This is a genomic window from Peribacillus sp. GL_122 (assembly GCF_057835005.1).
Map to the genome: position 1 here is coordinate 4,756,466 of NZ_CM174415.1, position 23,173 is coordinate 4,779,638.

The following is a 23,173-nucleotide window of genomic DNA, read 5'->3' on the forward strand; positions in this document are numbered from 1 at the left end:
AATGTAAGAAGCTAAATATTTAGGTGATAGTAACAACCTTATTTCGAGATGTTGTATGTATCCCTTTCTTATTTTATCGTTCATCTCTAATTTTGTTGTTCTCGTTTTTTGAATAAACCATTAAACTTGATTACTATTAAAACTCCTTCTTTACATTTTTTGAATGTTTAATGCCTTTCATATCTGCGTCTAAAGCCTAATCCTCATTCTCCACACGAGAAAGTAAGGCAAAAAAAGTATGAGCCCTGTTAAAACAGAACTCATACCCTGCCGATGTCTAACTTTTTTTGGTGGAACACGGTTATCACAACCGCTATATTACAATTTCATAAATCATCAGGATTTGGTTTTTCCCGTTTAAAATCCAACTCTTTTTATTCACCAAGCTTCTTCCGGATATCCGCTGCTACGTTCTTTAATGCCTTTTTCGATCCCCTTTCAAGGTCATGGTTCAATTTCCTTTCTTTATAGCTGACAAATAAAGTATTGAGATCATAGCCTTCAGGATATAAATCGACGGCCTTTATTTCAAGCTCGAGCCTATTGGCATGAACCTCCTTGAAGGTATCTTCGAAAAGAACGACGACATTATTGTATGAATCCTTTTTCTTATAAACGATTGCATATCCATTCAGTTCGCTTACCTTCACTTTGTCACCGACTTCATATTCATAAGATGCTTCCTTAGGAATGGCCGTTGGCTTCGCTTTTTTGATTTTACTTTCCTGGACACGCTCCAAGTCGTAGTCTTTATTGTCGATATAGAGCTTTGCCTTTTGCAGAACCTTTTCACGGACATTCATTTTTTGGGCTATCCAGAGGGCATTGCTTTCCCCGGATTGGCCGATCAACAGCTTGTATTTTGGCTCAAGTGTTTCACTGTTGAATTGCATGGCTGCATTCATGAAATCACTGTGTATTTCCGAATAGCGCTTGATTTCACCATAATGGGTTGTCGCAACGGTTATGCAGCCCCTCTGATAAAATTCCTCAAGGATGGCGATCGCCAATGCGGCTCCTTCATTCGGTTCCGTTCCGCTCCCGATTTCATCGAACAGCAGTAAGGAGTTATTGGTTAATTCCCCCATGATTTCCGAGATGTTTTTCATATGCGATGAAAACGTGCTCAGTGCATTTTCGATGCTTTGATTATCACCGATATCGACGAAAACCTGATCGAAGACGGCAAGCTCCGTCCCTTCTTTCCCGGCAACATGCAGCCCTGACATGACGGCCAATGTAAGGATGCCGATCGTTTTCAGGACGACTGTTTTACCCCCGGCATTAGGGCCTGTAATAATCAAGCTGCGATAGTCCTTACCGATTTCAAAATCCAAAGGTACGCTGTCCTGAGGTAAAAGGGGATGTTTACAGCCCTTTAATTGAATATAGCCATGATCATTGATTTTCGGTTCGATGGCATCCATGCTTTTACTGAACTTTGCTTTTGCGAAGATCATGTCATATTGACTGATTAACTCGATGTTTATCTTGATCGGTTTCAGCTGTTCGAAGACCGTTCCTGATAATGTGGCCAAAAGTTGATACTCTTCCATCGATTCCTCCGCTTTTAAACTGGCCAATTCTACATTCAATTTCGTCACCGAAGCAGGTTCGATGAACACGGTAGCCCCTTTTGCAGATACTTCCACGATCGTTCCGGCCACTTGATTTTTATAGGAGGCTTTGATCGGGATGGTGTAACGATCATCCTTTTTACTGATAAAAAATTCCTGAATGAACTCTTTATTGGCTCCGCTCTTCAAGAACTTATTCAGCCGTTCCTCTATTTTGCTTTCTGTCTTGATGATTTGGTTCCTGATCCGTTTCAGGTCCCTGCTTGCTTCGGAAACGACAGCATTTCCTTTTATAGTGAATTGGATTTCTTCTTCAATGCTCCTGAATTCAGTCATGGAGCGGGCATAGGAATGCAGTGTTGGTGCAAAGAACTCTTTATCGGTCATGAATTTCTTGATATTCCTGCAGCCTCTTAAGAAGTCTGCTATCGCCACTAACTCTGACGGCTCCAAGATCATTCCTTTTTCCAGTTTGTCGATATGGAGTCCAATATGTGAAATGCCTTTCAAGGGAATATGGCTTTCCGCATTCAGTAAGTTCCTTGCCTCCGTTGTCTCGTTCAAACGATTTTTTACGACTTTCAAAGTGCTGCTCGGCTTAAGCTGATCCAATAACGCTTTTCCTAAACCGCTTACGCAATGGTTTTTCACCATTTCCTTGAGTTGGATATATTGTAATTTTTCATAAGTCATTGTATTCATCTAATGATCCTCCTTGAATGAGTGAGTGATTAAAATTCCCGAATCCAAAAAATGCCCGCAATGGTCCCCCTACCTTTACAAATGAACAAGCCATTTGAGTAGAAAGCTCCTGCGGGCACGGCCTTATCTATAGATAAGTACCTAAAATCGATAACAAATTGGGCAGCTCGAATAGACCTGCGTACACAAAAAAGCATGATAGGACAAATCCCACCATGCTTTTCGCCGTAACACCTGCATGTTACACGATTTATGGAAAAGGAAGCAGTCTTAAGGTAGGTATTCACAATGCAGAATTGCACTGTGAAAAAAGGCATACTTAATCCACTGACATATCAGTGATTAAATACCTTATTCAACTAAATTAGTTGATACCTACTCCCGACATAAAACACCACACCTTTTCTTAGATTGGAATTAACATACCATATCAGTAAGAAAGAGTCAATTTATTTTTTGCGTTCTCCAAAGTTGTATAATTCATTAAAAGAGTCGATCAATGGATCACTCCATTCAAGAAAACAAAAATGCGCCAAGCCCATGATTTTAAATGATAAGTAACTCCCATTTCAGTGTCTGAATATTTACTTTAAAATGGGGGTATGTTATCCTTATATTAACATAAACTGAAAACAGCCCCATGCGCTAACATGAGGCTGACAACTAGCAAGAGTGGTTGGTCACAACTAACTTAATTAATCGTCAGAAGAAGAACCATTGCCATCTTGGGAGGATGAGTGGTTCTTTTTCCGTTTCTTGGCGAACACAGACAGGATAAGACTGGTTGCTACAGCAACAAATATCTCTTTACCCATATCAGTAATTAAGTTCAATAAGAAATGAATCATGCGGCCACCTCCTTCCCCATCAATCATTAGATGGAAAAGCAAAACTGTGACCTACCACTCTATCCTCAGTTGTCCCTCTATTTTATCACATTTTTCCCAATATGGTAATTATATGAAAATGAAATACGATAAGAGAGTGTGCTTCTTACAAGTGCAGCTAACATTTGACGCCTGTTTAGCCATTAAAAATAGGGGATTATCCATTGGATAATCCCCTTTGCGGTTTAAGCTTCACTCATTATGAGAGGGACTGTTTTCCCTTCATTCACGTTGATCAATCCATGGTCGGTTATTTTCAGGGCCGGGCTGACAGGAAGTGATAAGGTGCTTAAGGACATGATGACATTATAATGTTCGTAGCCTAACGATTTAAGTGCATCTGTCAGGTGCTGAACCTGCCTTGATACGATGTCCATTGGCTCTTCGGAAAGGATTCCCCCTACCGGAAGAGGAATCATGGATAGGACCTTGCCGTCTTCAACACAGCAGACTCCGCCTTGCTTCCTTATGACTTCGTTAGCGGCAATCATCATATCCTGCTTATTATGGCCAATCACCAAAAGATTATGGTTATCATGCGAATAGGTTGTGGCTACCGCTCCACGCTTCAAGACATCGCCGGTGATCAACCCGTGGGCCCGATTACCGTTTTTCCCATATCGTTCGAATGTGGCGATTAAGCCATAAGGGCTTTCTTCCCAGCATAATTGACCATTCTTCCCATCTAGGCGATCATGGGTTTCAGATGTGAAAGTAGAACCATTCTGCACGTTTATGATCCGGCACTTGCTGCGTTCAAGCATATCCGGGATTGTGATGGTAAAATCGTTTTCCGTAAGTTCGGCTAGCTTCACACTTTGATAGAAATGCCCAGGAAATTGTCTTTCTTTCACTTCTTGCACGTATGGCCGTGAAGATTCATAAACAAGCTCACCTTTTTTGTATACTTGTTCGATTTCAAATGTTTCCAAGTCCGATAGCAGCAGGAAATCTGCCGTTTTTCCAGGTGCAATGGCGCCCCGATCATACATCCTCATCCGCTGTGCAGGTGTATAGGTGCATGCATAAATGGCTTTTTCCGGAGTCATCCCCATTTGAATGGCTTTCTTTAAAAGGACATTCAGATGTCCTCTGTTTTGGAAAGAGTCCGTCATGACATCATCGGTGATAAAGCAGAAATGCTCATCCACCTGATTTTCCTTCAAGTAATCTATCACTTCTTCAGTCATTGATTTTTCTTGAATTTCAATGAACATTCCGGCAGCGATCCTCGCATCCATCCCTTCCACGGTCTGGTGTGTATGATCTGAATTCACTCCGGCATAAACAATCTTCTGCAAGTCCAAGTCGAGCAGCTTTGGAACGTGCCCCTCTATGATCAGATCTGGATAACGGGAACGGATATGGGACAAAATCTTATTCGTTTTGCAATCCGGGTCGGTTATGACCTCATAGTAATTCATGATCTCGCCGAGACATTTAATGTCCTCCGTTTGCATCAATTCATCTATATCATCTATTTCGATAGAACCGCCTGTTGTTTCCATCGATGTGGCAGGAACGGAACTCGGGATGGCATAAAACATATCCGCTACGCAATCTTTACTAGCTTTGATCATTTCCTTCACACCGGAAATTCCGAAAACATTGGCCATTTCATGCGGTTCCGGCACGATCGTCGTCACGCCATTCTTGATTAACCCGTAGGAAAAAGTCGCAGGCGTCACCATCGTACTTTCAATGTGGAGATGGATATCGATCAGGCCTGGAACCATATACTTCCCTTGCCCATCGACGATTCGATCTACATCGAAGGCATCCAATTCCCGGTCTCCAATATAATAGAACTTTCCATCCTTGATGGCTGCATTCCCTTTAATAAATCTTTTAAAATAGCTGTTAAACACGTTGATATCTCTTACAAGCATATCCATTCGCATAACTTACCCTCCTAAGCTAGTCAACAAGCACCATCTGGTTTTTCGGAATTTCAAGGATGATTTCCTGACCCGTCCGATAGGATTCCGCCATTTCCTTGTTCACGGTGAAATCCCCTATTGGAGTTTCAACGACATATTGATAGCTTCTTCCCAGATAGGTACTTACCTTAACCCGGCCAGATAAACTATTTTCCTGAACAGCTCCAGTGTTATCTTTTTCCCTGATCAACAGATCGTCCGGCCTGATGGCGCCTATTTTTCCCGTTGTATTGGTCATTTGTGCATCCTTGTGCAGCACAAATGAGTATCCGGATTTGTTCAGTTCAATTTTACCTTGATGATCTGTCCGCTTATCGAAGTCAATGAAGTTCTTGAAGCCGATGAAGTCTGCGACAAATTTGGTTTCAGGATATTTGTAAATGGTCGCAGGATCACTAAGCTGCTCTATGATCCCTTTATTCATGATCGCCACCTGGTCGGATATCGAAAAGCATTCTTCCTGGTCATGGGAAACATATACCGTTGTAATCCCCAGCTCTTGTTGGATACGGCGAATCTCGACCCTCATATTCACCCTTAAGTTGGCATCAAGATTGCTCAATGGCTCGTCAAATAATAGGATGTCCGGTTCAATCACCAGCGCCCTGGCAATCGCAACCCGCTGCTTTTGCCCTCCGGAAAGCTCTTGGGGATATCTCTTTTCAAACCCTTTTAAATTAACGATTTCGAGTACATTCATTACTTTTTTTTCAATTTCACTTTTAGAATTCTTTCTCAGACGAAGACCGAATGCAATATTATCGAATATCGACAAATGCGGAAATAATGCATAGTTTTGGAACACAAAGCCAAAATTCCGCTTGTTGACGGGCACTTTCGTATAGTCCTTTTCCTTGAATAAAAACTTCCCTTCGTTCGCCTGTAAAAACCCGGCAATTAAACGCAGGGTCGTCGTTTTCCCACAGCCGCTCGGGCCAAGAAGGGATACCAGTTTCCCTTTTTCAATCTCAAGATTGAAATCTTTTAATATATTCTGTTTGTTATATGCTACAGATATATCTTGTAAAGTGAATAAAGCCATCCATCATTACCTCCTTATCGTTTTGTGAAATAAGACAATCCCATGAGCCGTTCTACTATAAACATGAAGAAAGCCGTTATGAACATGAGTAATACGGAAATGGCCGAAATGGTAGGATCGAAATAGTTCTCCACATACGTCAGCATCTGAATCGGAAACGTACTTACCCCAGGGCCTGTCATATAAACTGAAATGTCTACATTATTGAAGGATTCCAAGAAGGCGATCATGACTGCCGCAAGAATTCCTGATTTTATATTCGGAAGGACGACTGTAAAGAATGTGCCCAATTTACTGGCTCCGAGACTCTCCGCCGCTTCTTCAATGGAAAAGTCAAAGTTTGATAAGCTTGAAGAGATCACGCGGATGATGAACGGCAGCATGATAACAGTATGTCCCACAAACAGGGCCGCATAAATCGGAAGCTGATAAGTCCCCACAATATAACGTAAAAACGCAAAGCCAAGCACAATTCCCGGTATTAATATGGGAGAAACGAAAAATGCATTAATCACGCTTTTCCCTTTGAAATCGAATCGGCTTAATGCATAGGCAGCCGGCACTCCCAGTAACAGTGCCAAAAGGTTTCCTGCCAGTGAAACAAGGATGGACGTTTTAAAAGCGACCAAAAACATTTCCACATTAAAAATATTTTCATACCATCTTAAAGAAAACTCTTCTGGCGGGAACTTCAAAATATTTCCGCCTTCAAATGACGTAACGGATATGATAAGCAAAGGCCCTAGTAAAAAAAGGAACACCAGGAGAGTAAACAGGGCCAATCCTCGATTTTTTTCCTGCATACACCTCTACCCCTTTGGATTTAATTTTTTTGCCAAACCATTCATGATCGATATGATAAGGACGGTCACCGCAATCATTATGGTAGCGACAATCGATGCCACTTGCCATTCGTTCAATGTAATCGCGTTTTGATAAAGAAATGTCGAAATGACCCGCTGTTTCCCGCCTAATAAAGCAGGCGTTGTATAGGCAGTGAAGCTCCCTACAAAAACAAGGATGCTGCCAATGACCAAACCTGGAACCGAAAGCGGGATGACCACTTTCGAGAATACTGCCAACCTTGATGCTCCAAGGCTCTCCGCCGCTTTTAATAAGTCAGTCTCGATGTTCTCCATCACACCCACCAGCGTTACGATGATCAATGGCAGGAATAAATGGACCAATCCGATGATGATGGCCGTAGGCGTGTATAAAATATCAAGCGGCTTTTCAATCAATCCCATGCCCATGAGCAATTTATTCACCACACCGTTTTTACCGATAATCACCATCCAGCTGAATGAGCGGACCACAGGACTTGTCAATAGCGGGAAGATCGTCAGCAAAAGCATGATGGCTTTTTTTCGTTGTTTCAGTTTTGAAATATAATAAGCTGCTGGAAATCCTAATAGAATGCAAATGATTGTCGTGAACAGACTCACCCTAAGTGTCGTCAGCAGAATTTCAATAAAGTATCGATCTTGGAAAAAATCGAGATATCCTTGTATGGAAAAGCCGCCGTTTTCATTAAAAAATGTCGTGCCAATCGTCATTAGGATCGGAATGATCATGAAAATCGTTAAAAATAGAACGCCTGGAAACAGCAACAGGTATAGATAGCGTTTTTTCACCTCGGAACCCCCTGTTCGTATTATTTATGAATTGATTATGCGAATAAACAGGTCGAAAAACGCTTCCGCATCGACATCCAGACAAACATGCGCATTTGGCGGCTTCATCAGCCTATTTTGAAAGTCGCAAACCATCTGTCCGTCACAAAGCTCACTCTTTGTTTCCACATCCACATAATATTCTTCTCTGGTGACAAGATCTTCTTGCAAAGCAATGGCAACAGCCAATGGATCATGCATCGCACAGGCCCATATACCGTTACGTTCAAAATACCTTTTCCGATAATCTGATGTACTTTCCCTTATATAGTCAGCAAGTGCATCGTTTTGAATCAATTGGATATGCTCTTCACCCAATAAAACCTTTCTCGTGACATCAAGACCAACTTGCGTGATGGATGTGAATCCCGCCTGTAAAACGATTTTGGCTGCTTCAGGATCGACATAAGTGTTATATTCGGAGGTTGGCGTGACATTGCCAACCCCTTGAACAACTCCGCCCATGAAAATGACTTCTTTAACGAGCTTGGTGATTTGCGGACATTTTTTCACCGCTAAGGCCAAATTCGTAAGAGGTCCCGTCATGACAAGCGTCACTTCACCAGGAAAATTCAAAATGGAATTGATGATGAAATCAGAAGCAAATCCATCATCAGGCTGCTTTTTGACTGGCACATCCTTCAAGGCTCCGCCAATCCCGTCTTCGCCATGGATCCGGTGTTCAAAATAGGGGCTCCTGATAATTGGGCTATCGGCCCCTTTTATGACTGAAATGTCCTGTTCACTCAATAAATCCAATATTTTGCATGTATTCAATGTGGCCGTATCAAGCGATACATTCCCGTTCACCGTTGTTACCGCCAATATGTCGAATTGACGGCTTTTAACAGCAAGAATGATCCCGATCGCATCATCTATTCCCGTATCCACATCAAGAATCATTTTTCTCTTCATCAAGCACACCTCGTTTCTTTCTTAGTGTGTAAGTTCACGGTTCCAACGATCAATCCATTGTTTAGAGTCTTCATTTACAAACTTCATGTCCAATACACGCAGACTGTTAATGACGTCATCTCCATAGGTTAAGCCTTTCGCTTCCGTTTCAGAGAGCTTGACTTCCGTATTGACAGGAGAATCCACTTTCGCTTTCGCTGATTTTTCCTGAACTTCCTTGCTTAAGATGTAATTCATGAATTCGCCGGCTAATTCTTTTTGATCGCTGGCTTTAACAATATTCACCGTATTCATCACTGCGTAGCCGCCTTCTTCAGGGGAAATGAACTTAGCATTAGGAACGGCTTCCTGTAAATCACCAAAATACATTTCCATGATCGGGCCTGCAGCGATTTCCCCTTGCGAGAACATGTTGACGAACTCTGATGTTTGTCCATATTCCTTAACCGCATTCGGCATGATCTTTTTCATTTGATCGAAGGCTTTATCTTCATTGAACTCTTCACTTCCGCTAACTTTTGAAGCGGCATCCAAAAACATCGGTCCAGTTGTTGAAGTGATGGATGGGATTGTGATCTTCCCTGCCAAATCCTTGCTCCAAAGATCTTTCCAAGAGGTGATCGGTTTACTCACTTCATCAGGATTATAGGCAATGCCAAATTGTGCAATCGTATAGGCTGGTCCAAAGTCATCGCCATTCGGCGCTTTTGCTTTGTCGTATATATTATCAATATTCGGAATTTTGCTATCGTCAATTTTCTCAAATAACCCTTCATCGATGCCCTGCTGTGCATAGTAATCAGATAAATAGATAACATCCACATCGCTATTCGCTTGGCGTACTTTGTTCAATCGATCTGCATTATTTCCTGAATCAACGACAATCTCGACATTGTGCTCCTTTTCAAATGGCTCATAGACTTCCGGACGGAAGAAATCATCGGCGAATCCCCAAGTGGAAACGACTAATTTGGCTGGTTTTTCCTTTCCATCCTCTTTTGAAGAGCATGCAGCTAAAACTAATGTGAAAAGCGATAACATCATCAATATTTTTTTCATCATTCAAACCTCCAATTTTATATTGTTTAAAATTTCCTTTTTACTGATATAAATGTAAAAAAAGACAATCTTAAATAGAATTGAAATTCTACCCAAGATTGTCTTTTCTTTGTAAACAAAGATAAAACTTATCATTTGGCTCTCTAGTGGCGTTCCCTTCAGATAAATCCGAAGGGAAATCCATTTATATGATTATATAATTTTTTCCTTCAATACAATATTGGTGAATGCCAGCTGCGTCGCTGAGTCATAATCCCTCAGGACAGCTTCAATATCCCAATTTGTTTGCGTTTCCAGCTTTTGTTTCAATTTCTTTTTATAAAGCAGGGACATATGGAAGTCAACCTCCTGCTTCAGGCTGGGAACTTCCCCTTCTAAAGCTTCAGAGCGCGGGGCACGTCGATGTTTGGCCTGGAATGTAATCACATTCTGCTCAACAGTAACCTTCAGCAGCGTCGTACCAAAGCCGAACAATTCCTTCGATACCTCATTATACATATGAGAAAGCAATTTCTTCGTTTCGTTAGAGTTTATCGGTAAGATGACTATCACCTGCCAAACTATCGTTTGAGGTAATTATATATACTTTTTTTTAATTGCACAAGATAATATTCGGATTTCACACAAAAAAAATGTTTTTTTTAATTAAATAGTACATTTACTGACCAATACACGAATTATAAAAATAAGCATATGGGGATTTCAATATATTTATATAACTTTATATCCGATCCAGCACTTCTATTAATGAAAACTTTTTCAGAGAAATAAGCGCAGGATTGAAAACAATTGATATAACCTTGCATCGCATTGAAAACGCTATCATCTGGATTTAATATAGTTAGTATAGAGCGATTAAAAATAGAGAGTATCAAAGGCTCGTTAAATGAGGGAGGAATTATTATGAAGAAAGCTTTTGAGAAAGCGCAACAGTTCGGTAAATCTTTTATGCTCCCGATTGCCGTTTTGCCAGCGGCCGGTTTATTGCTGGGAATTGGCGGTGCTCTTTCCAATCCAAATACAGTTGAGGCCTATCCTTTTTTAGACTTTGCTTGGCTGCAGGCCATTTTCACGATCATGAGTTCTGCAGGAAGCATCGTATTCGGCAACTTGCCGGTCATTTTTGCCGTAGGTGTTGCAGTAGGACTGGCACGTTCGGATAAAGGGACCGCTGCACTGGCAGCCATGATCGGCTACTTCGTCATGAACAGTTCAATAAATGCACTGCTTCAAATAAACGGGGAACTTGCCAAAGAGAATTTGGCAGGTGCCGGACAGGGAATGGCGGTCGGGATCCAAACACTGGAGACCGGTGTGTTTGGCGGTATCGTAGTAGGTATCGTTGCCGCACTTTTGCACAATAAATATAATAAAATTCAGCTTCCGCAAGTTTTAGGGTTTTTCGGTGGTTCCCGTTTCATTCCGATCATCGTTTCCTTCGCGTCCATCTTGGTTGGAGCCGTGCTTTTTATCGTATGGCCTTATTTCCAACTTTTCATAAACCAATTAGGTGCGCTGGTAACGAGCACAGGTACGATCGGGACTTTCTTTTACGGATTCATATTACGAATGCTCGGGCCGTTAGGGTTGCACCACATTTTCTACCTTCCCTTCTGGCAAACAGCTTTAGGCGGAACGATGGAGATTAAAGGGCAGATTGTCAGCGGGACCCAGAATATCTTCTTTGCGCAATTGGCCGACCCGACTACCGTCAAGTACTATGAGGGTGTTTCCCGGTTCATGTCCGGACGGTTCATCACGATGATGTTTGGTTTACCCGGCGCTGCACTGGCCATTTATCACTGCGCTAAACCTAAAAATAAGAAAGTCGTGGCCGGCTTGCTTCTTTCAGCTGCCTTGACCTCTTTCTTAACAGGCATCACCGAACCGCTTGAATTCAGTTTCTTATTTGTCGCCCCGATCCTTTATGTTTTTCATGCCTTGTTTGACGGACTTGCCTTCATGATGGCAGATATATTCAATATAACGATCGGTCAAACCTTTTCTGGAGGATTTATTGATTTTACTTTATTCGGGATACTCCAGGGTATCAGTAAAACAAACTGGATTTATGTACTGCTCGTCGGTATTCCATGGTTTTTCCTATACTACTTCACTTTTAAATTCTTGATCAGGAAGAAGAATTTGAAAGTGGTCGGCCGTGAAGATGATGAACAGGCCGCCGTTACACAAGTAACCGCATCAGAGAGAACCCAGACCATCGTCAATGGTTTAGGCGGACAGGAAAATATCGATATAGTCGATTGCTGTGCAACCCGTCTGCGTGTCACGGTAAAGGATGAATCATTGGTGAAAGAGGACGTCATTAAACAAACCGGTTCAAAAGGCGTCGTTAAAAAAGGAAATGGCATTCAAATAGTTTACGGTCCCCAAGTGACGATCATCAAAAATGAAGTGGAAGAATACTTGGGTCATTGAGAACATAGATAACGATAAGGACGTGTTAAACATGCAACAGGTGCTGGATAAAATTCACAAAAGCTTAATTGTATCATGTCAAGCATTGGAGAATGAGCCGCTGCACAGCTCTTTTATTATGGGACGCATGGCCATTGCTGCCAAAGAAGGCGGTGCGAAGTGCATTCGCGCAAACTCTGTAGCTGACATAATGGAAATCAAGAAAAATGTGGACCTTCCAGTCATAGGGATCATTAAACAGGTGTATGGACAAAACGATGTCTATATCACTCCCACAATGGCCGAAATTGATGCATTGATGGAAACCAAAGCGGAAATCATTGCGACGGATGCTACATCCCGGGTAAGACCGGACGGTAAAACGTTAAAGCAGTTTTATGGTGAAATAAGAGCAAAATATCCCGATGTTTTACTAATGGCGGATGTATCCACCATTGAGGAAGCCATATTCGCTGACGATTTAGGATTCGATATTGTAGCGCCCACTTTATACGGCTATACGGACAAAACGTTCGGCCAGAAAATATATCAGGATGACTATGCAGTGCTCAAAGAGATAGTAAAAGCAGTGAAAAAAGCGAAAGTGATCGCGGAAGGAAATGTCATAACACCGGAAATCGCCCGCTCTGTATTGGATATGAATGTCCATGCAGTAGTAGTTGGCGGTGCCATTACCAGGCCGCAGCAAATCACTAAAAGATTCGTGGATGCTATCCAAGAATAGAACGTTGCACATAGTAATGAAAAGACCCAGACTGGCAACAGTCTGGGTCTTTTTTACGATTCATGGTTCCTCAGGTTATTGACGTCCCTAATGGATACATTAAACTATGAATACATATAAGAAATTTGAAATGGGTGATCAAATGGAATATCTCGCAGAAAACCTCATATATGGCATTGAGTGCAGCATGGACAAATTCACCAAAACAGAAGAAGAATTGGCCAATTACATTCTGCAGCGCCCTGAAGAAGTAAGTCAGTTAACCATTAGTCAAATAGCTAAAAAGCTTCATATTTCACCTGCAACCATTACGCGTTTTTGCCAGAAACTAGCCTTTTCCGGGTTCAATGAGTTCAGGCATGAGTTAAAACGGTTCGTGGATCTCCGAAATACACCGAAAAATATGAAGAATATCAAGCAGGTGGATTATTTCGCTAAACTGTATCAAGATCACTTAGGTATCATTGATAATACCTTTCATATAACCACATATGACGATATCCAAAAAGCTGTATCTTACCTTACACAGGCAACTAAGATTCATGTTTATGGAATAGGGAGTTCAGGTATAGCGGCCCAGGAGTTCAAGTCAAAGTTTTTCCGTATCGGCTTAACTGTTGAAGCTATTACAGATCCCCACCAGTCAATGATGGATGCAGCTTTAAGTAACGAGAATAGTGTTGTCATCGGCATTTCCATTTCCGGAACAACGAAAGAAGTGATTTCTGCAGTTAAAATCGCAAAGAAGCAAGGCTCACGCATCTTGATCTTTACTGGAGATAAGAATTCCGAGCTCTCACAGCTTGGCGATATATCGCTATTGGTCACGAGCAAGAACAGCATGCATATGGGGCAAAACATCTCTCCATTGCTTCCGCTGCTATTACTTTTTGATTTAATATATACAGAGTTGGTTGCTAAAGATTATAAAAACAGGATAAGCATCAGGGAAAAGACTTTGAAGGTATTGACCGAGAATGACTGACTTTCGGACGATCCGTAAAAAGTACATTTACTTACCCATACACGAATCATATAAAAAACTGCATCTCCAATTGTTTAGATGTTACTAACAATTGGGGTGCAGTCCACTTTAAAAGACGTCTATTTTTATGTTCCTTTTAAACTAAATCCCTATTACTGGCATGGAACGTTCTTGGAGGCTTTCGGAAAGAAGACTATACGCAACTACTTTATTCTTGTACTGTTTGACTACATCCACATGGTCGTTGTAAATGTACACAAATAATCGAACATCATTTTTTCCTCTTTTAGTATCAATCATTATTGGAATCCCACTGTTCTCTGGATGTAAAAACAATTGCTCGTTCCCTGGGAATATATGAATTTTTTTCAAAAACTTAGCTTCGTTAAAATAATTAATTACTTGAATTTTGTCTTCACCTTCCAAACGTTTTCCATCAAAGGTTACAATTGCATTCGCGCCACTAATTTCTGAATGCATTTTAAATTTACTCAGAATCCAATTCACTGCATCGGTTGGAAGGCAGGTAACTAATAATTTAAGTAAACCTAAGATAATTGTCAAAATCAATACAGGCACTGTCATATTTCATCATCTCCGCTACGTTATAATTTAATGTTTAATTGAAAGAGGCGGTCAGTTTGCTTTGAAATGACCGTTCTATTAACGTGCTTATTGTTCACTCAGCTTACAATGGTGATTTTTTCACGTATCAATCAGATTCTTTTCGTTCACATTTCCGCCACATATGTGAACAAATTCACAATTTCCTACAAATAGAGTATGTCTTGTAAATCACTCGTACAAAACATGAGTTTTATACAACTAAGCCTATATTTCTATGCATTTTGATATGCTTTTATAATAATCATTCACGTGATATCTTAGGCTAATTTTATTACGAAGTAAATGATGCCCACAGTTAATATTAGGGCAAGACCAATATAAATATAACTAAGGTTCAACAAATTCCCTCTCGTTGCCGCAGAATAATCACTATCACTCTTCCCCGCTAACGAAAGGGTGCCAACAAGGGCAACTAAACTAATGGCTACTACTAATATTACGCTTATCGTCATGATTCAACGCCTCCCCATATTATTATCTATTTCCTTGAACCATTTCAAATTATTCCGATTCTCATCGTATATCGTAGTGTAACTACATAAAAAATCGTTCCTAATTGGCAGGTCAAAATTAAATAGGCCAGGTAGATCGCACTTCGTAATTATATTAGAAAACCCTACTTCTCTATAATAAAAGAACAACCAATTTTAGGACCAGCCAATCAAGTGAAATTTACACCATCCACTTGCTGAATTCTTCCGTTAATTACATAGAAAGGTGCACAGCTTCTCTGAAGGAATGGCTAAGATACCACGTCTTGTGGCAACTCCTGACCTAACTTGCTTACTCGAAAAAGACAAAAAAAGAATCATGAATTTGTCATGATTCCAGTTAGTAGACAAAAGTGGGTCGGAAAACGTAACTTAAATGATGTTCCTGAAACAACTGACCCAAAACAACACCTTCAACTCCTAGGGTATGGTTACAATTTAGATGTGGATTTCCACTCCAAGCACTCGCTTTCCGCGGGCGGTCCGGGAGCCTCCTTGGCGCTCGCCTGCGGGGTCTCCCTTTGACGCGCTTTTCTAAGCAGGAGTCTCGTACCTTACGTTCCAATCAACTGGAACGTTTTTTAAAAGAACCAACTGCAGGCCGGTCTCATTCTGAACCATGTTTAAGACTAGGTTATCCTTCATGTTTTTTTCCTGTAACGAACTTATTGGATTGAAGAAATTTGCGACACACCTGCCGAATTACTGGCTAGCCGAGACACCACAGGCGCTTACGCCGAGGAGGCTTGGCAGACAGTCGGCGGAAAGGGAGTGGATTTCTGAAATCACCGGAACCTTTTAATTAAAAAACTGCAGGCAAACCGAACAAGTTTGTCTACAGTCTGGAATCATGGAATCATCATGATTCTCTCTCGTGAATATGAAAGAATATCATTATAAACTTTTTACAGCCTCTGCAAACCTTTTGATGCCTTCGTGAATGGAATCCTCATTTTCCCTTGCAAAAGTAAAGCGTACATATTCCTTATTTGTACCTAATGTTGAACCGGGAACGTATATGACTCCCCTTTTGATGGATTCCTCAAGTAACTTTATTTCGTTCAATGGCACCTTCAGCTTACACCACAAATGAATTCCACCATTTGGCGAAAAATACTCAACTTCTTTATGCAGGAATTCGTGAAGACTCGAAACTATTGCATCCCTTCTTTTTTCCAGTTGCCCCCTTAAGTAGGCAATATGGGCAGGAAAATACTCTGAATCCAAAAAATCATTTGCTATCCATTGAGTGAATGAGCCATGGCCGAAGTCAACCTGCTGCTTGGCATCAGATAGTCTCTCTATAACGGGTTTCGGTCCTATAATCCACCCAATTCTTAATCCGGAAGCAACAATTTTTGACAAAGAGCTTATATATAAAACGTTTCCGTTGTTGTCCATCGATTTAAGAGTGGAAATTTCTTCACCGGCAAAGGAAGTTAAACTATAAGGATCGTCTTCGATGACCGGTATTCCATATTCGGATGAAAGTTCCAGAATCCTTTTACGACGGTTGATATGAAGGACAGTTCCTGTAGGATTTTGAAATACAGGGTTCAAAAAAATCATCCTGATCCGATGTTTTTTATGGAGTTCCAGTAAATCCTCCGGGTTGATGCCATCTTTATCAACTGGTAAAGGAAAAATTCTTAGCCCCGCGGATTGAAAGATGGGAAGGTTGTAACTATATGATGGATCTTCCAAAACAACGGCATCTCCTGGCTTTAACAAGCATTGGACTACCAGATGTAGGGCTTGCTGTGCACCAGAAGTAATGAGGATGGAAGATGGATGCGTATCAATTCTCCTATACTGTTTAACATGATTGGTTATCGTTTCCCTTAAAACCGCATTGCCTTGAGGGTGATCATAACCCAAACTACCAATGAAGGACCTATTAGAAATGATTTCACGTAAGGAGTGGACTGGAAATAAGTCTTCAGAAAGCTCCCCGCTAGCTAAGTTAATAAGGTTATGCCCTTCCGTCTCTTTACGTATTCTTTGGGTTACTGGCATATTGGGCAAAAAAGAACCCGCTTCGATATATCTATTCCAACTAGGTATACGTTTTCGTGTAATTCCCCAAATATCCTTGCTGATCATCGTGCCGCTACCTTTGATTCGTTCAACCAGTCCATTTGCTTCCAATTCATCATAAGCCGCAACAACTGTGCTTCTGTTAACTCCCAGTTCACTTGCCAAGAAGCGTTCGGACGGTAGCGGCTTATCCAATAAAAATGTACCATCAGCAATGCCATTCTCGATGTAAGCCGCTATTTGTTTATATAAAGGCTTCTTGGATTTTCTGTCAGTTTTCCATTCCATAAGCTACATCCTTTAAAATGTTTAGTTAAAAGCGTACTAAATTATTAACTTTATATACCTATTCATTCCCAAAAGCAGTAAAACCTTTTATTCCAGTATAATCTTCAGCCGAGATTATTGCACTTTTAGGATAAAAGCTGTACTGCAAAATAAAAACGAAAGCCTCCATTTCCTTAAATGAAATGGAGGCTTTCGTTTCATCTTTTTCAACTATGCAGACTCCCCTTCAGCCAAGGGCGATCCCGATAGTATCCGATCGGGATTTGGATCAGGCTCGTTTTCCTCGGACCGCCTATCCTGTAAAGTTCATCACACATATTCACATCAAAGCCGAGCAGCGGGTGCCCGTTCATTCCGAGGGCTGACGAAGCTAGCAGTAATTTCTGAACGAGCATCCCCGCCTCCATTTGCTGGATGCGGTATCCTCTATATCCAAGTTGCGTTTTGGAATGGTCCCGCTCGCCAACTACATGTATGCAAATCGGCACTTGCTGAAAATTCATGATATCGAGGGACATTCCGTATTGCAATCGGAGCCGCTGATCTCCTGATTGTATCTGTTGTAATGAATGTGTCGTGCTGTCGTAATGGTATGCACCATCTTGAATGTCTTCCACATTATACAAACATGCATATATTGAAACGCGATTTTCGTTGTTCTCGTTTTTTCCATCCAAGTCATTTCGATAGGAGAACGAAGCGGTTGCCTCCTGCAGGAGAGCAGCCAGCTGCCATTGACTGACTTTTCCGAGTACGAAGTCCATTTCAGGTGAAAATCGCTTCCGGCAAACTGATGCTAAGTCATAGGACAGCCGCTTCACGATAGGAAGGGCTACAATATGTCCTTCGGATTTCGCCCCATTCTTTGGATTGATCCGCCGGAATGATTGGGTGGATTCGATCATGGATGCTTCATTCATTTTAGTTAGCATCGGAAATTCCCTGATCCTTTGCGACCGAACATAGTGTTCAGGCTGAATATCCGTCAATTCCGGCAATAATTCCGTTGAAGTGACAGGCCGGTCCATACTCCTTTCTTCTCTAAATCTAAAAGAAGGTTCTGCCGATAAGGGGATCACCGCATACGTGCTCTCTTCCTCTTCCGAAAGCCCGAGCAGATGATTGATGGCCCGATCAAGGAATTGGAAGCACACCCCGGCGGCGATTCCAAACCGTTTCGCCACTTCGAGCAACTGTCCAAGAAGCACGCCTGCATCCAGACCTTGCAGACGGTATGAAAAGTTATTATATTTGTAGAAGTTTTTCCAAAACATCGTCGATACAAAAACCGTGCCAAAGCATGCGGACATATCAAAGTTTTCACCCAAAGCTTTTGTTATATATGAATCAAAATTCCCTTCCCGCAGCAAAACCAGCCGGTGGTGTGCCGCATCATAATGGTATACACCATCAGGTAATCCCTCCATCTTCAAGTACACGTACAATTCGCTTGGATACAAAGCTCCCCCTGATGGCGGAAAACGCCGGAATGACTGCATGAGTTCCTCAGATTCCGAGGAACTCGGTACCTGACTGACTTGGGTCAGGCCATATGCATACCAGAGGAAATGACCGATTCCTTTAAGGTCCTGTTTTGTAGACCCGCCGCACCCCTCTAGCGTCAGTGGCACCTCCAGTGATAGCGGAAAAACAGGCAAGTCACGGTAAAGCTTATACTTCAGCGGTGCATCATCCCAATCCACTTCCCAATCTGGCGGACTTGCCTTTTCGATATCAAAATGCAAATTGTGCAAAAATGCCTCTAGACTCATCCTCCAACCTCCTAAATCACCGCTTATGGAAAAGGATGCGGATGCGGATTGAGCTGTTCGAATTCAAGCGGCCGTTCAGCATATCCAAGTTCCATCGGAACCCTCAGTATTCTCTCAAGCCCCGTTATGCGGGTAAGATGATGGCCGAATGTCATCGGCAGCATCCCCGGTATCAGCACTTTCACGCAATGTAATCCATTCCGTGCAATTTCCGGTGTCGTCTGATCCACCACAATCACCTCGAGTTGCATTCGGCGAAACTCCTGAAGAATTTCCTGCAAATCTTCCGTCAAGTCCGGATGGTTCACCTTTTCCCCGTATTCTTCAGCGAATGTTCGCATCGGGCGGTCATCATCTAGCAGAAACTGCAGTCGCTCTTCGGCTTGCGGTAAACCGTACAGCATGCCATGATCATCCATTTTCCGTACCAGTGAAGAATCATGCAGCATTTTCTCAACCTCATCCTGATTCTCTTCCAATTTATCGTCAAGTGTCAGCATCATACCAGCCAACTCGAAGACCGCGCTTTTCACGGCCCGGATCGGGTCCAGATGCGCCCCTGCCGCACATATGATATTCAATCCTTTTTGTTTCCTGTTTTTAGCCAACGCCCATACACTCGGGATACCATGTTCCATGGTCGAATTAAACAAATGGATATCATACCCCCCTGCCGCCCTCGCCCTGTCAATCATCAGCTCAAGTTCTTTGTCATTTGCAGAATATGGGTCAAGGCGTGTGAGGGGCAGCTGCGCATACCAGGTCAGAAGAAACGAATCACGTTCGACCACTTCCATGATGCCGTAGAAAATGGCCTCCTCCAAACTTCCCCCTAAAGCACAGCCATTGGAAGTTTCATAGACAAACCCATGACCGCAGCCCAAGCTGTAATAGGAAAGCAATTCCGGGACCAAGATCGGCCGCTCTTGCAAAAATGAGTGGCCCCACACCCAATCTATCGAGCGGTAAGGATTAAACGGTTGAAACGGGAAATCCCGCTGTGCATAATTTTCCTTCGAGTGTACCCCTATCCTGATCGGATCGAGCGCAAAATCTTTAAGGTTGTTGTAACTGTCATGCATGACTGTCCGTTTACCGCGGGGCTCCATACCGCAATACCTTTCCAATCCCTCCAATATGGCAGTCATCTCACTGACCGCATATGAGAGAGTACGGCCTGCCGCCCCCTCATCTCCTATGAATAAAGGCAAATTAACACTTACATCGGCAAATGGCGGCACAAGGTCGATCATTTTATTATTCAAGAAACCTGTGCGATGGTCCAAGTAATCCTTGGCCAGAACTTCATTCAGCTCTTCCATTGAACGGGTACGGTAACTGTCGGGACTGATTTTCGGACTTGGCTGCAACGAAATCCTAGCACGCTCCTTCGAGTCATCAGGTAATGTTGAGCAAACCGGACACAATGGATCTGGTAAAAATGAGTGCCACGAGCCATTCAGCGTTTTCAAGTTGATGATTGATACACGCCCTTCCGAACGGGCGCATTCTCCTTTCATCGCCTTCCTTACCTCTGCACAAATCAAGTGGGCCATCTGTAAAAGGCCTGTGCGTGATGCAGCCGCATCACGATCTATCCCCCCATTTTCCTCCAGCTGTTTGCGGATTTCCCACATTTCTTTTCGATCACGCCCGGCCATGAGATGCCTTTGGTCCGCACACTGTGAGCAGCCAGGTACATCCGGGCGCACCAACGGACCTATCACTCCCTCTCCAAATGATACGAACCCCCGCAGCCATGGAATTCCCGCTTGCCTTATCACCTCTTCCGCCTTTAAATGGACAGCTGGATTCCAGGCATCTTGTAGCAGAAGGACCATAGCCGTCGTTTGCGGTATTCCTGCCTCAAAATCGGTTTGGCGATTCACCTGATATTGGCCGGACAGGTCCCCATGAACATGGTCGGCCAACACTCCTTCCCCGACAACCAATACGTCAGTTTTCACCCTGATTCCTCCTCTCGCAAAAACACCCCAAACACTCCTGCCATTTCTTCCTTCAAGAAAGGTTCCAGATTTAATTCGAAAACACAAATTCGCTTACTGTTCTTCTTCAAAACTTGAATGGCCGACTGTACTAGTTCGGAATTCCCTTTCACCTCGCAAGAAGGAATCACAAGATTCAGGGGCATCTTTTCTTCCTCAAGAACAGGCGATGCCACTATACCTGGGGCTGTTAAGCAAACGGTCTGGTTTTGGACTTTCATGACGGCCTTCTGCAAGGCATTCCGTAATGCGATCGTTACATTCAAACCGACAGCTCCGGACCAGCCGTCGCTCGTTCCTGCCCAAACTACCGGGAAACCGGACACTTCCTCACCCAACGCGATGATCGGCTCTCCTTGCAGCCGGGTCAGCGCTTGTAGATAATACCTGCAGCGTTCATCTTCCACTTGAGCCAACTGCACCGACACGAGTTTCTCCTGGTTGAACCGCTTATTGTCAAACTCTTTATCCAAACAGCTTTGCAGTCCACGGCAAACACATTCAGCAAATGTTTCCCCTGCTCCGACACCGACCGATTCCTTTATATCGTCTGCCCCCTGAAGCGGTGTAAGAGTCGGAATGAGCTGGCTGAGTGTTCGGGATACATATGCTTCAACTCCTGAAAGACCGGATTCCGTTCTCGCTTCCTCATGCGTCAGATCTGAACGGATAATTTCTGGCAGTAGTTCGGCCGGACCGGACGACAGCGGATCAACAACCTGAACTCGGCATTGGGCCAACGGCAGCTGTTTTAAATCTCCCTCATCCCAACGATGAAAGATCCCGGATTCCGAGGATGTCAACCGGCTGAAATACATAAACACCTTCCCCGGCTCACTCGGGTCCGCTTTCTGTTCAAGCCGCTGATCAAAATCTTCAATCCATGCAGCAGTCCCTTTTCCCGTCACTCCCGGGTGGGGAATGAACGGATGCCATTTTCCCTCCATTGTATCCATATCCAACAGATAAAAATGATTGGATTGTTCTGCTGTCGTAACGCCTGTAGCGTCTTTAAACCATTCGAATACCATTATATTGGCCAACATCGCTCCGGCCGTGGCGGAAAAGGAAGATGGTGCCTGATTCTTTTCCAGCTCAGCTTGATGTAAACGATGCCAAGCTGACTCCCAACACCCCTTGGAATCCGGATGGACAAGCGGACCAGCCATGCCTACTTGATTGATGATCAATGCAGGAAACAGGATCTTTTTCCCTTGCCTGCAAACCGAATGAAGTTCTCTTAACTCCTCTATATCACCCTCTTGTGACACATATAAAATTGAGTCAAAAGGCTGCACGATCTCCTGCCATTCAATCTCTTCTCCCTTTTCAAGCACGACCTCCCCTATGGAAACCTCGTCGTCCGTCTTACGCGCATGCGCCACGATTTCCTTCAATCTTTTTCTATTGGTCGGTACCGTGTCCGTAATGAAGATATGGAATGCGGGCAATCCGGATTCAATCAGCGAGGACACCAATGAAAGGAACAATGGGCCAGAGCCTATAGCCAACGCCTTTTTCTTTCGATAAGTTTCAAAACGGTACGCCCCGGAATCGCCGCAGCTTTCCAGGAACTCGATTTGTGAAGCATACCTTTCAAGTACTTGATTCCTTAATTGATGTGGACTGTCCTGACTTACATCCCGTACAAACCCATTACCGTACAAAACCTCGGCAATTTCCATCACCCTGTTCCGGTATGGGCCAGGCAATCCATCCGTCAACTCGCTTAATGTATGGTTCCCGTTGAACATCGGTAATAGCTTTTCAATCCACTGGACGATCGAACTGCCCTCCATACGGAACGAACTTATGTTATTCCTGAAATACACACCTCTATTCGGTTCCGGAAGAAAAAACGTATCTCTCTTCACTTTCAAACGCATAGAAGGGGTCAAATTCACCATTCCGCTCCTCCTAACCCGATGCATTCTAAGTACTGCTTTTAGCACAGCACTTCACTTTAATCCTATGTACGACAATTTGTCCCTTATGTCTAATGCTATAAA

19 protein-coding genes are annotated in these 23,173 nt (G+C 42.9%); 4 read left to right on the forward strand and 15 right to left on the reverse strand.

The features are described 5' to 3' along the window. Window positions 1–374: 374 nt before the first annotated feature. From AC3ISB_RS23050 to AC3ISB_RS23090, 9 genes are all read right to left on the reverse strand, one after another. Window positions 375–2,279 carry an endonuclease MutS2 gene (locus tag AC3ISB_RS23050; protein WP_489274521.1) on the reverse strand — a complete coding sequence of 635 codons (1,905 nt, stop codon included), beginning with the start codon at window positions 2,277–2,279 and terminating at the stop codon, window positions 375–377. Window positions 2,280–2,974: 695 nt separating this feature from the next. Next, window positions 2,975–3,127 carry a hypothetical protein gene (locus tag AC3ISB_RS23055; RefSeq protein ID WP_155726505.1) on the reverse strand — a complete coding sequence of 51 codons (153 nt, stop codon included), beginning with the start codon at window positions 3,125–3,127 and terminating at the stop codon, window positions 2,975–2,977. 224 nt (window positions 3,128–3,351) lie between these two features. Next, on the reverse strand, window positions 3,352–5,067 hold the full coding sequence (locus tag AC3ISB_RS23060; RefSeq protein WP_339200839.1) for an adenine deaminase: 1,716 nt from the start codon (window positions 5,065–5,067) through the stop codon (window positions 3,352–3,354). Window positions 5,068–5,083: 16 nt separating this feature from the next. Continuing rightward, window positions 5,084–6,148, reverse strand: a complete 1,065-nt coding sequence (locus tag AC3ISB_RS23065; protein ID WP_098373432.1) for an ABC transporter ATP-binding protein — start codon at window positions 6,146–6,148, stop codon at window positions 5,084–5,086. Between the two features lie 14 nt (window positions 6,149–6,162). Then, window positions 6,163–6,951, reverse strand: coding sequence for an ABC transporter permease (locus AC3ISB_RS23070; RefSeq protein WP_076372201.1), 789 nt, complete (start codon window positions 6,949–6,951; stop codon window positions 6,163–6,165). Window positions 6,952–6,957: 6 nt separating this feature from the next. Continuing rightward, window positions 6,958–7,782 (reverse strand): ABC transporter permease, encoded by an 825-nt coding sequence (locus AC3ISB_RS23075; protein WP_076372199.1) that lies wholly within the window; start codon window positions 7,780–7,782, stop codon window positions 6,958–6,960. A gap of 24 nt (window positions 7,783–7,806) precedes the next feature. After that, window positions 7,807–8,736 carry a nucleoside hydrolase gene (locus AC3ISB_RS23080; RefSeq protein WP_098373431.1) on the reverse strand — a complete coding sequence of 310 codons (930 nt, stop codon included), beginning with the start codon at window positions 8,734–8,736 and terminating at the stop codon, window positions 7,807–7,809. Between the two features lie 21 nt (window positions 8,737–8,757). Further along, entirely contained in the window at window positions 8,758–9,795 is a 1,038-nt protein-coding gene (locus tag AC3ISB_RS23085; protein ID WP_098373430.1) for an ABC transporter substrate-binding protein, read from the reverse strand. A gap of 192 nt (window positions 9,796–9,987) precedes the next feature. After that, window positions 9,988–10,293: a DUF2294 domain-containing protein gene (locus AC3ISB_RS23090; protein WP_081113038.1), complete on the reverse strand. Its 306-nt coding sequence runs from the start codon at window positions 10,291–10,293 to the stop codon at window positions 9,988–9,990. A gap of 405 nt (window positions 10,294–10,698) precedes the next feature. Between AC3ISB_RS23090 and AC3ISB_RS23095 the strand changes: the two genes are divergently transcribed. The 3 genes from AC3ISB_RS23095 to AC3ISB_RS23105 all read left to right on the forward strand — a co-directional run bounded on the left by AC3ISB_RS23095 (window position 10,699) and on the right by AC3ISB_RS23105 (window position 13,943). Then, window positions 10,699–12,234 (forward strand): maltose/glucose-specific PTS transporter subunit IIC, encoded by a 1,536-nt coding sequence (locus AC3ISB_RS23095; RefSeq protein WP_098373429.1) that lies wholly within the window; start codon window positions 10,699–10,701, stop codon window positions 12,232–12,234. Between the two features lie 31 nt (window positions 12,235–12,265). Then, window positions 12,266–12,958, forward strand: coding sequence for an N-acetylmannosamine-6-phosphate 2-epimerase (locus tag AC3ISB_RS23100; RefSeq protein WP_480339763.1), 693 nt, complete (start codon window positions 12,266–12,268; stop codon window positions 12,956–12,958). 106 nt (window positions 12,959–13,064) lie between these two features. Next, the gene (locus AC3ISB_RS23105) at window positions 13,065–13,943 is read left to right on the forward strand and encodes a MurR/RpiR family transcriptional regulator (RefSeq protein ID WP_286178752.1); all 879 of its coding nucleotides are present in this window, start codon (window positions 13,065–13,067) and stop codon (window positions 13,941–13,943) included. A gap of 141 nt (window positions 13,944–14,084) precedes the next feature. On the opposite strand, the gene AC3ISB_RS23110 is transcribed toward AC3ISB_RS23105, so the two are convergent. Together AC3ISB_RS23110 and AC3ISB_RS23115 are read right to left on the reverse strand one after the other, a co-directional pair. Continuing rightward, on the reverse strand, window positions 14,085–14,528 hold the full coding sequence (locus AC3ISB_RS23110; RefSeq protein WP_489274525.1) for a YfmQ family protein: 444 nt from the start codon (window positions 14,526–14,528) through the stop codon (window positions 14,085–14,087). Window positions 14,529–14,827: 299 nt separating this feature from the next. Further along, window positions 14,828–15,022, reverse strand: coding sequence for a M48 family metalloprotease (locus AC3ISB_RS23115; protein ID WP_098373426.1), 195 nt, complete (start codon window positions 15,020–15,022; stop codon window positions 14,828–14,830). 682 nt (window positions 15,023–15,704) lie between these two features. On the opposite strand from AC3ISB_RS23115, the gene AC3ISB_RS23120 reads away from it, so the two are divergent. Beyond that, the gene (locus AC3ISB_RS23120) at window positions 15,705–15,863 is read left to right on the forward strand and encodes a hypothetical protein (protein ID WP_489274527.1); all 159 of its coding nucleotides are present in this window, start codon (window positions 15,705–15,707) and stop codon (window positions 15,861–15,863) included. 92 nt (window positions 15,864–15,955) lie between these two features. On the opposite strand, the gene pdxR is transcribed toward AC3ISB_RS23120, so the two are convergent. The 4 genes from pdxR to AC3ISB_RS23140 all read right to left on the reverse strand — a co-directional run bounded on the left by pdxR (window position 15,956) and on the right by AC3ISB_RS23140 (window position 23,071). Continuing rightward, complete coding sequence (gene pdxR / locus AC3ISB_RS23125; RefSeq protein ID WP_480339582.1) at window positions 15,956–17,386, reverse strand: MocR-like pyridoxine biosynthesis transcription factor PdxR; 1,431 nt, start codon at window positions 17,384–17,386, stop codon at window positions 15,956–15,958. A 206-nt stretch (window positions 17,387–17,592) separates the two neighbouring features. Beyond that, window positions 17,593–19,158, reverse strand: a complete 1,566-nt coding sequence (locus AC3ISB_RS23130; RefSeq protein ID WP_489274529.1) for a SagB family peptide dehydrogenase — start codon at window positions 19,156–19,158, stop codon at window positions 17,593–17,595. A 23-nt stretch (window positions 19,159–19,181) separates the two neighbouring features. Next, window positions 19,182–21,125, reverse strand: coding sequence for a TOMM precursor leader peptide-binding protein (locus AC3ISB_RS23135; RefSeq protein ID WP_489274531.1), 1,944 nt, complete (start codon window positions 21,123–21,125; stop codon window positions 19,182–19,184). After that, a complete protein-coding gene (locus AC3ISB_RS23140; protein ID WP_489274533.1) occupies window positions 21,122–23,071 on the reverse strand; it encodes a putative thiazole-containing bacteriocin maturation protein in 1,950 nt (649 codons plus the stop codon). Before AC3ISB_RS23140 ends, AC3ISB_RS23135 begins: the two co-directional genes overlap by 4 nt. Between the last annotated feature and the right edge of the window lie 102 nt (window positions 23,072–23,173).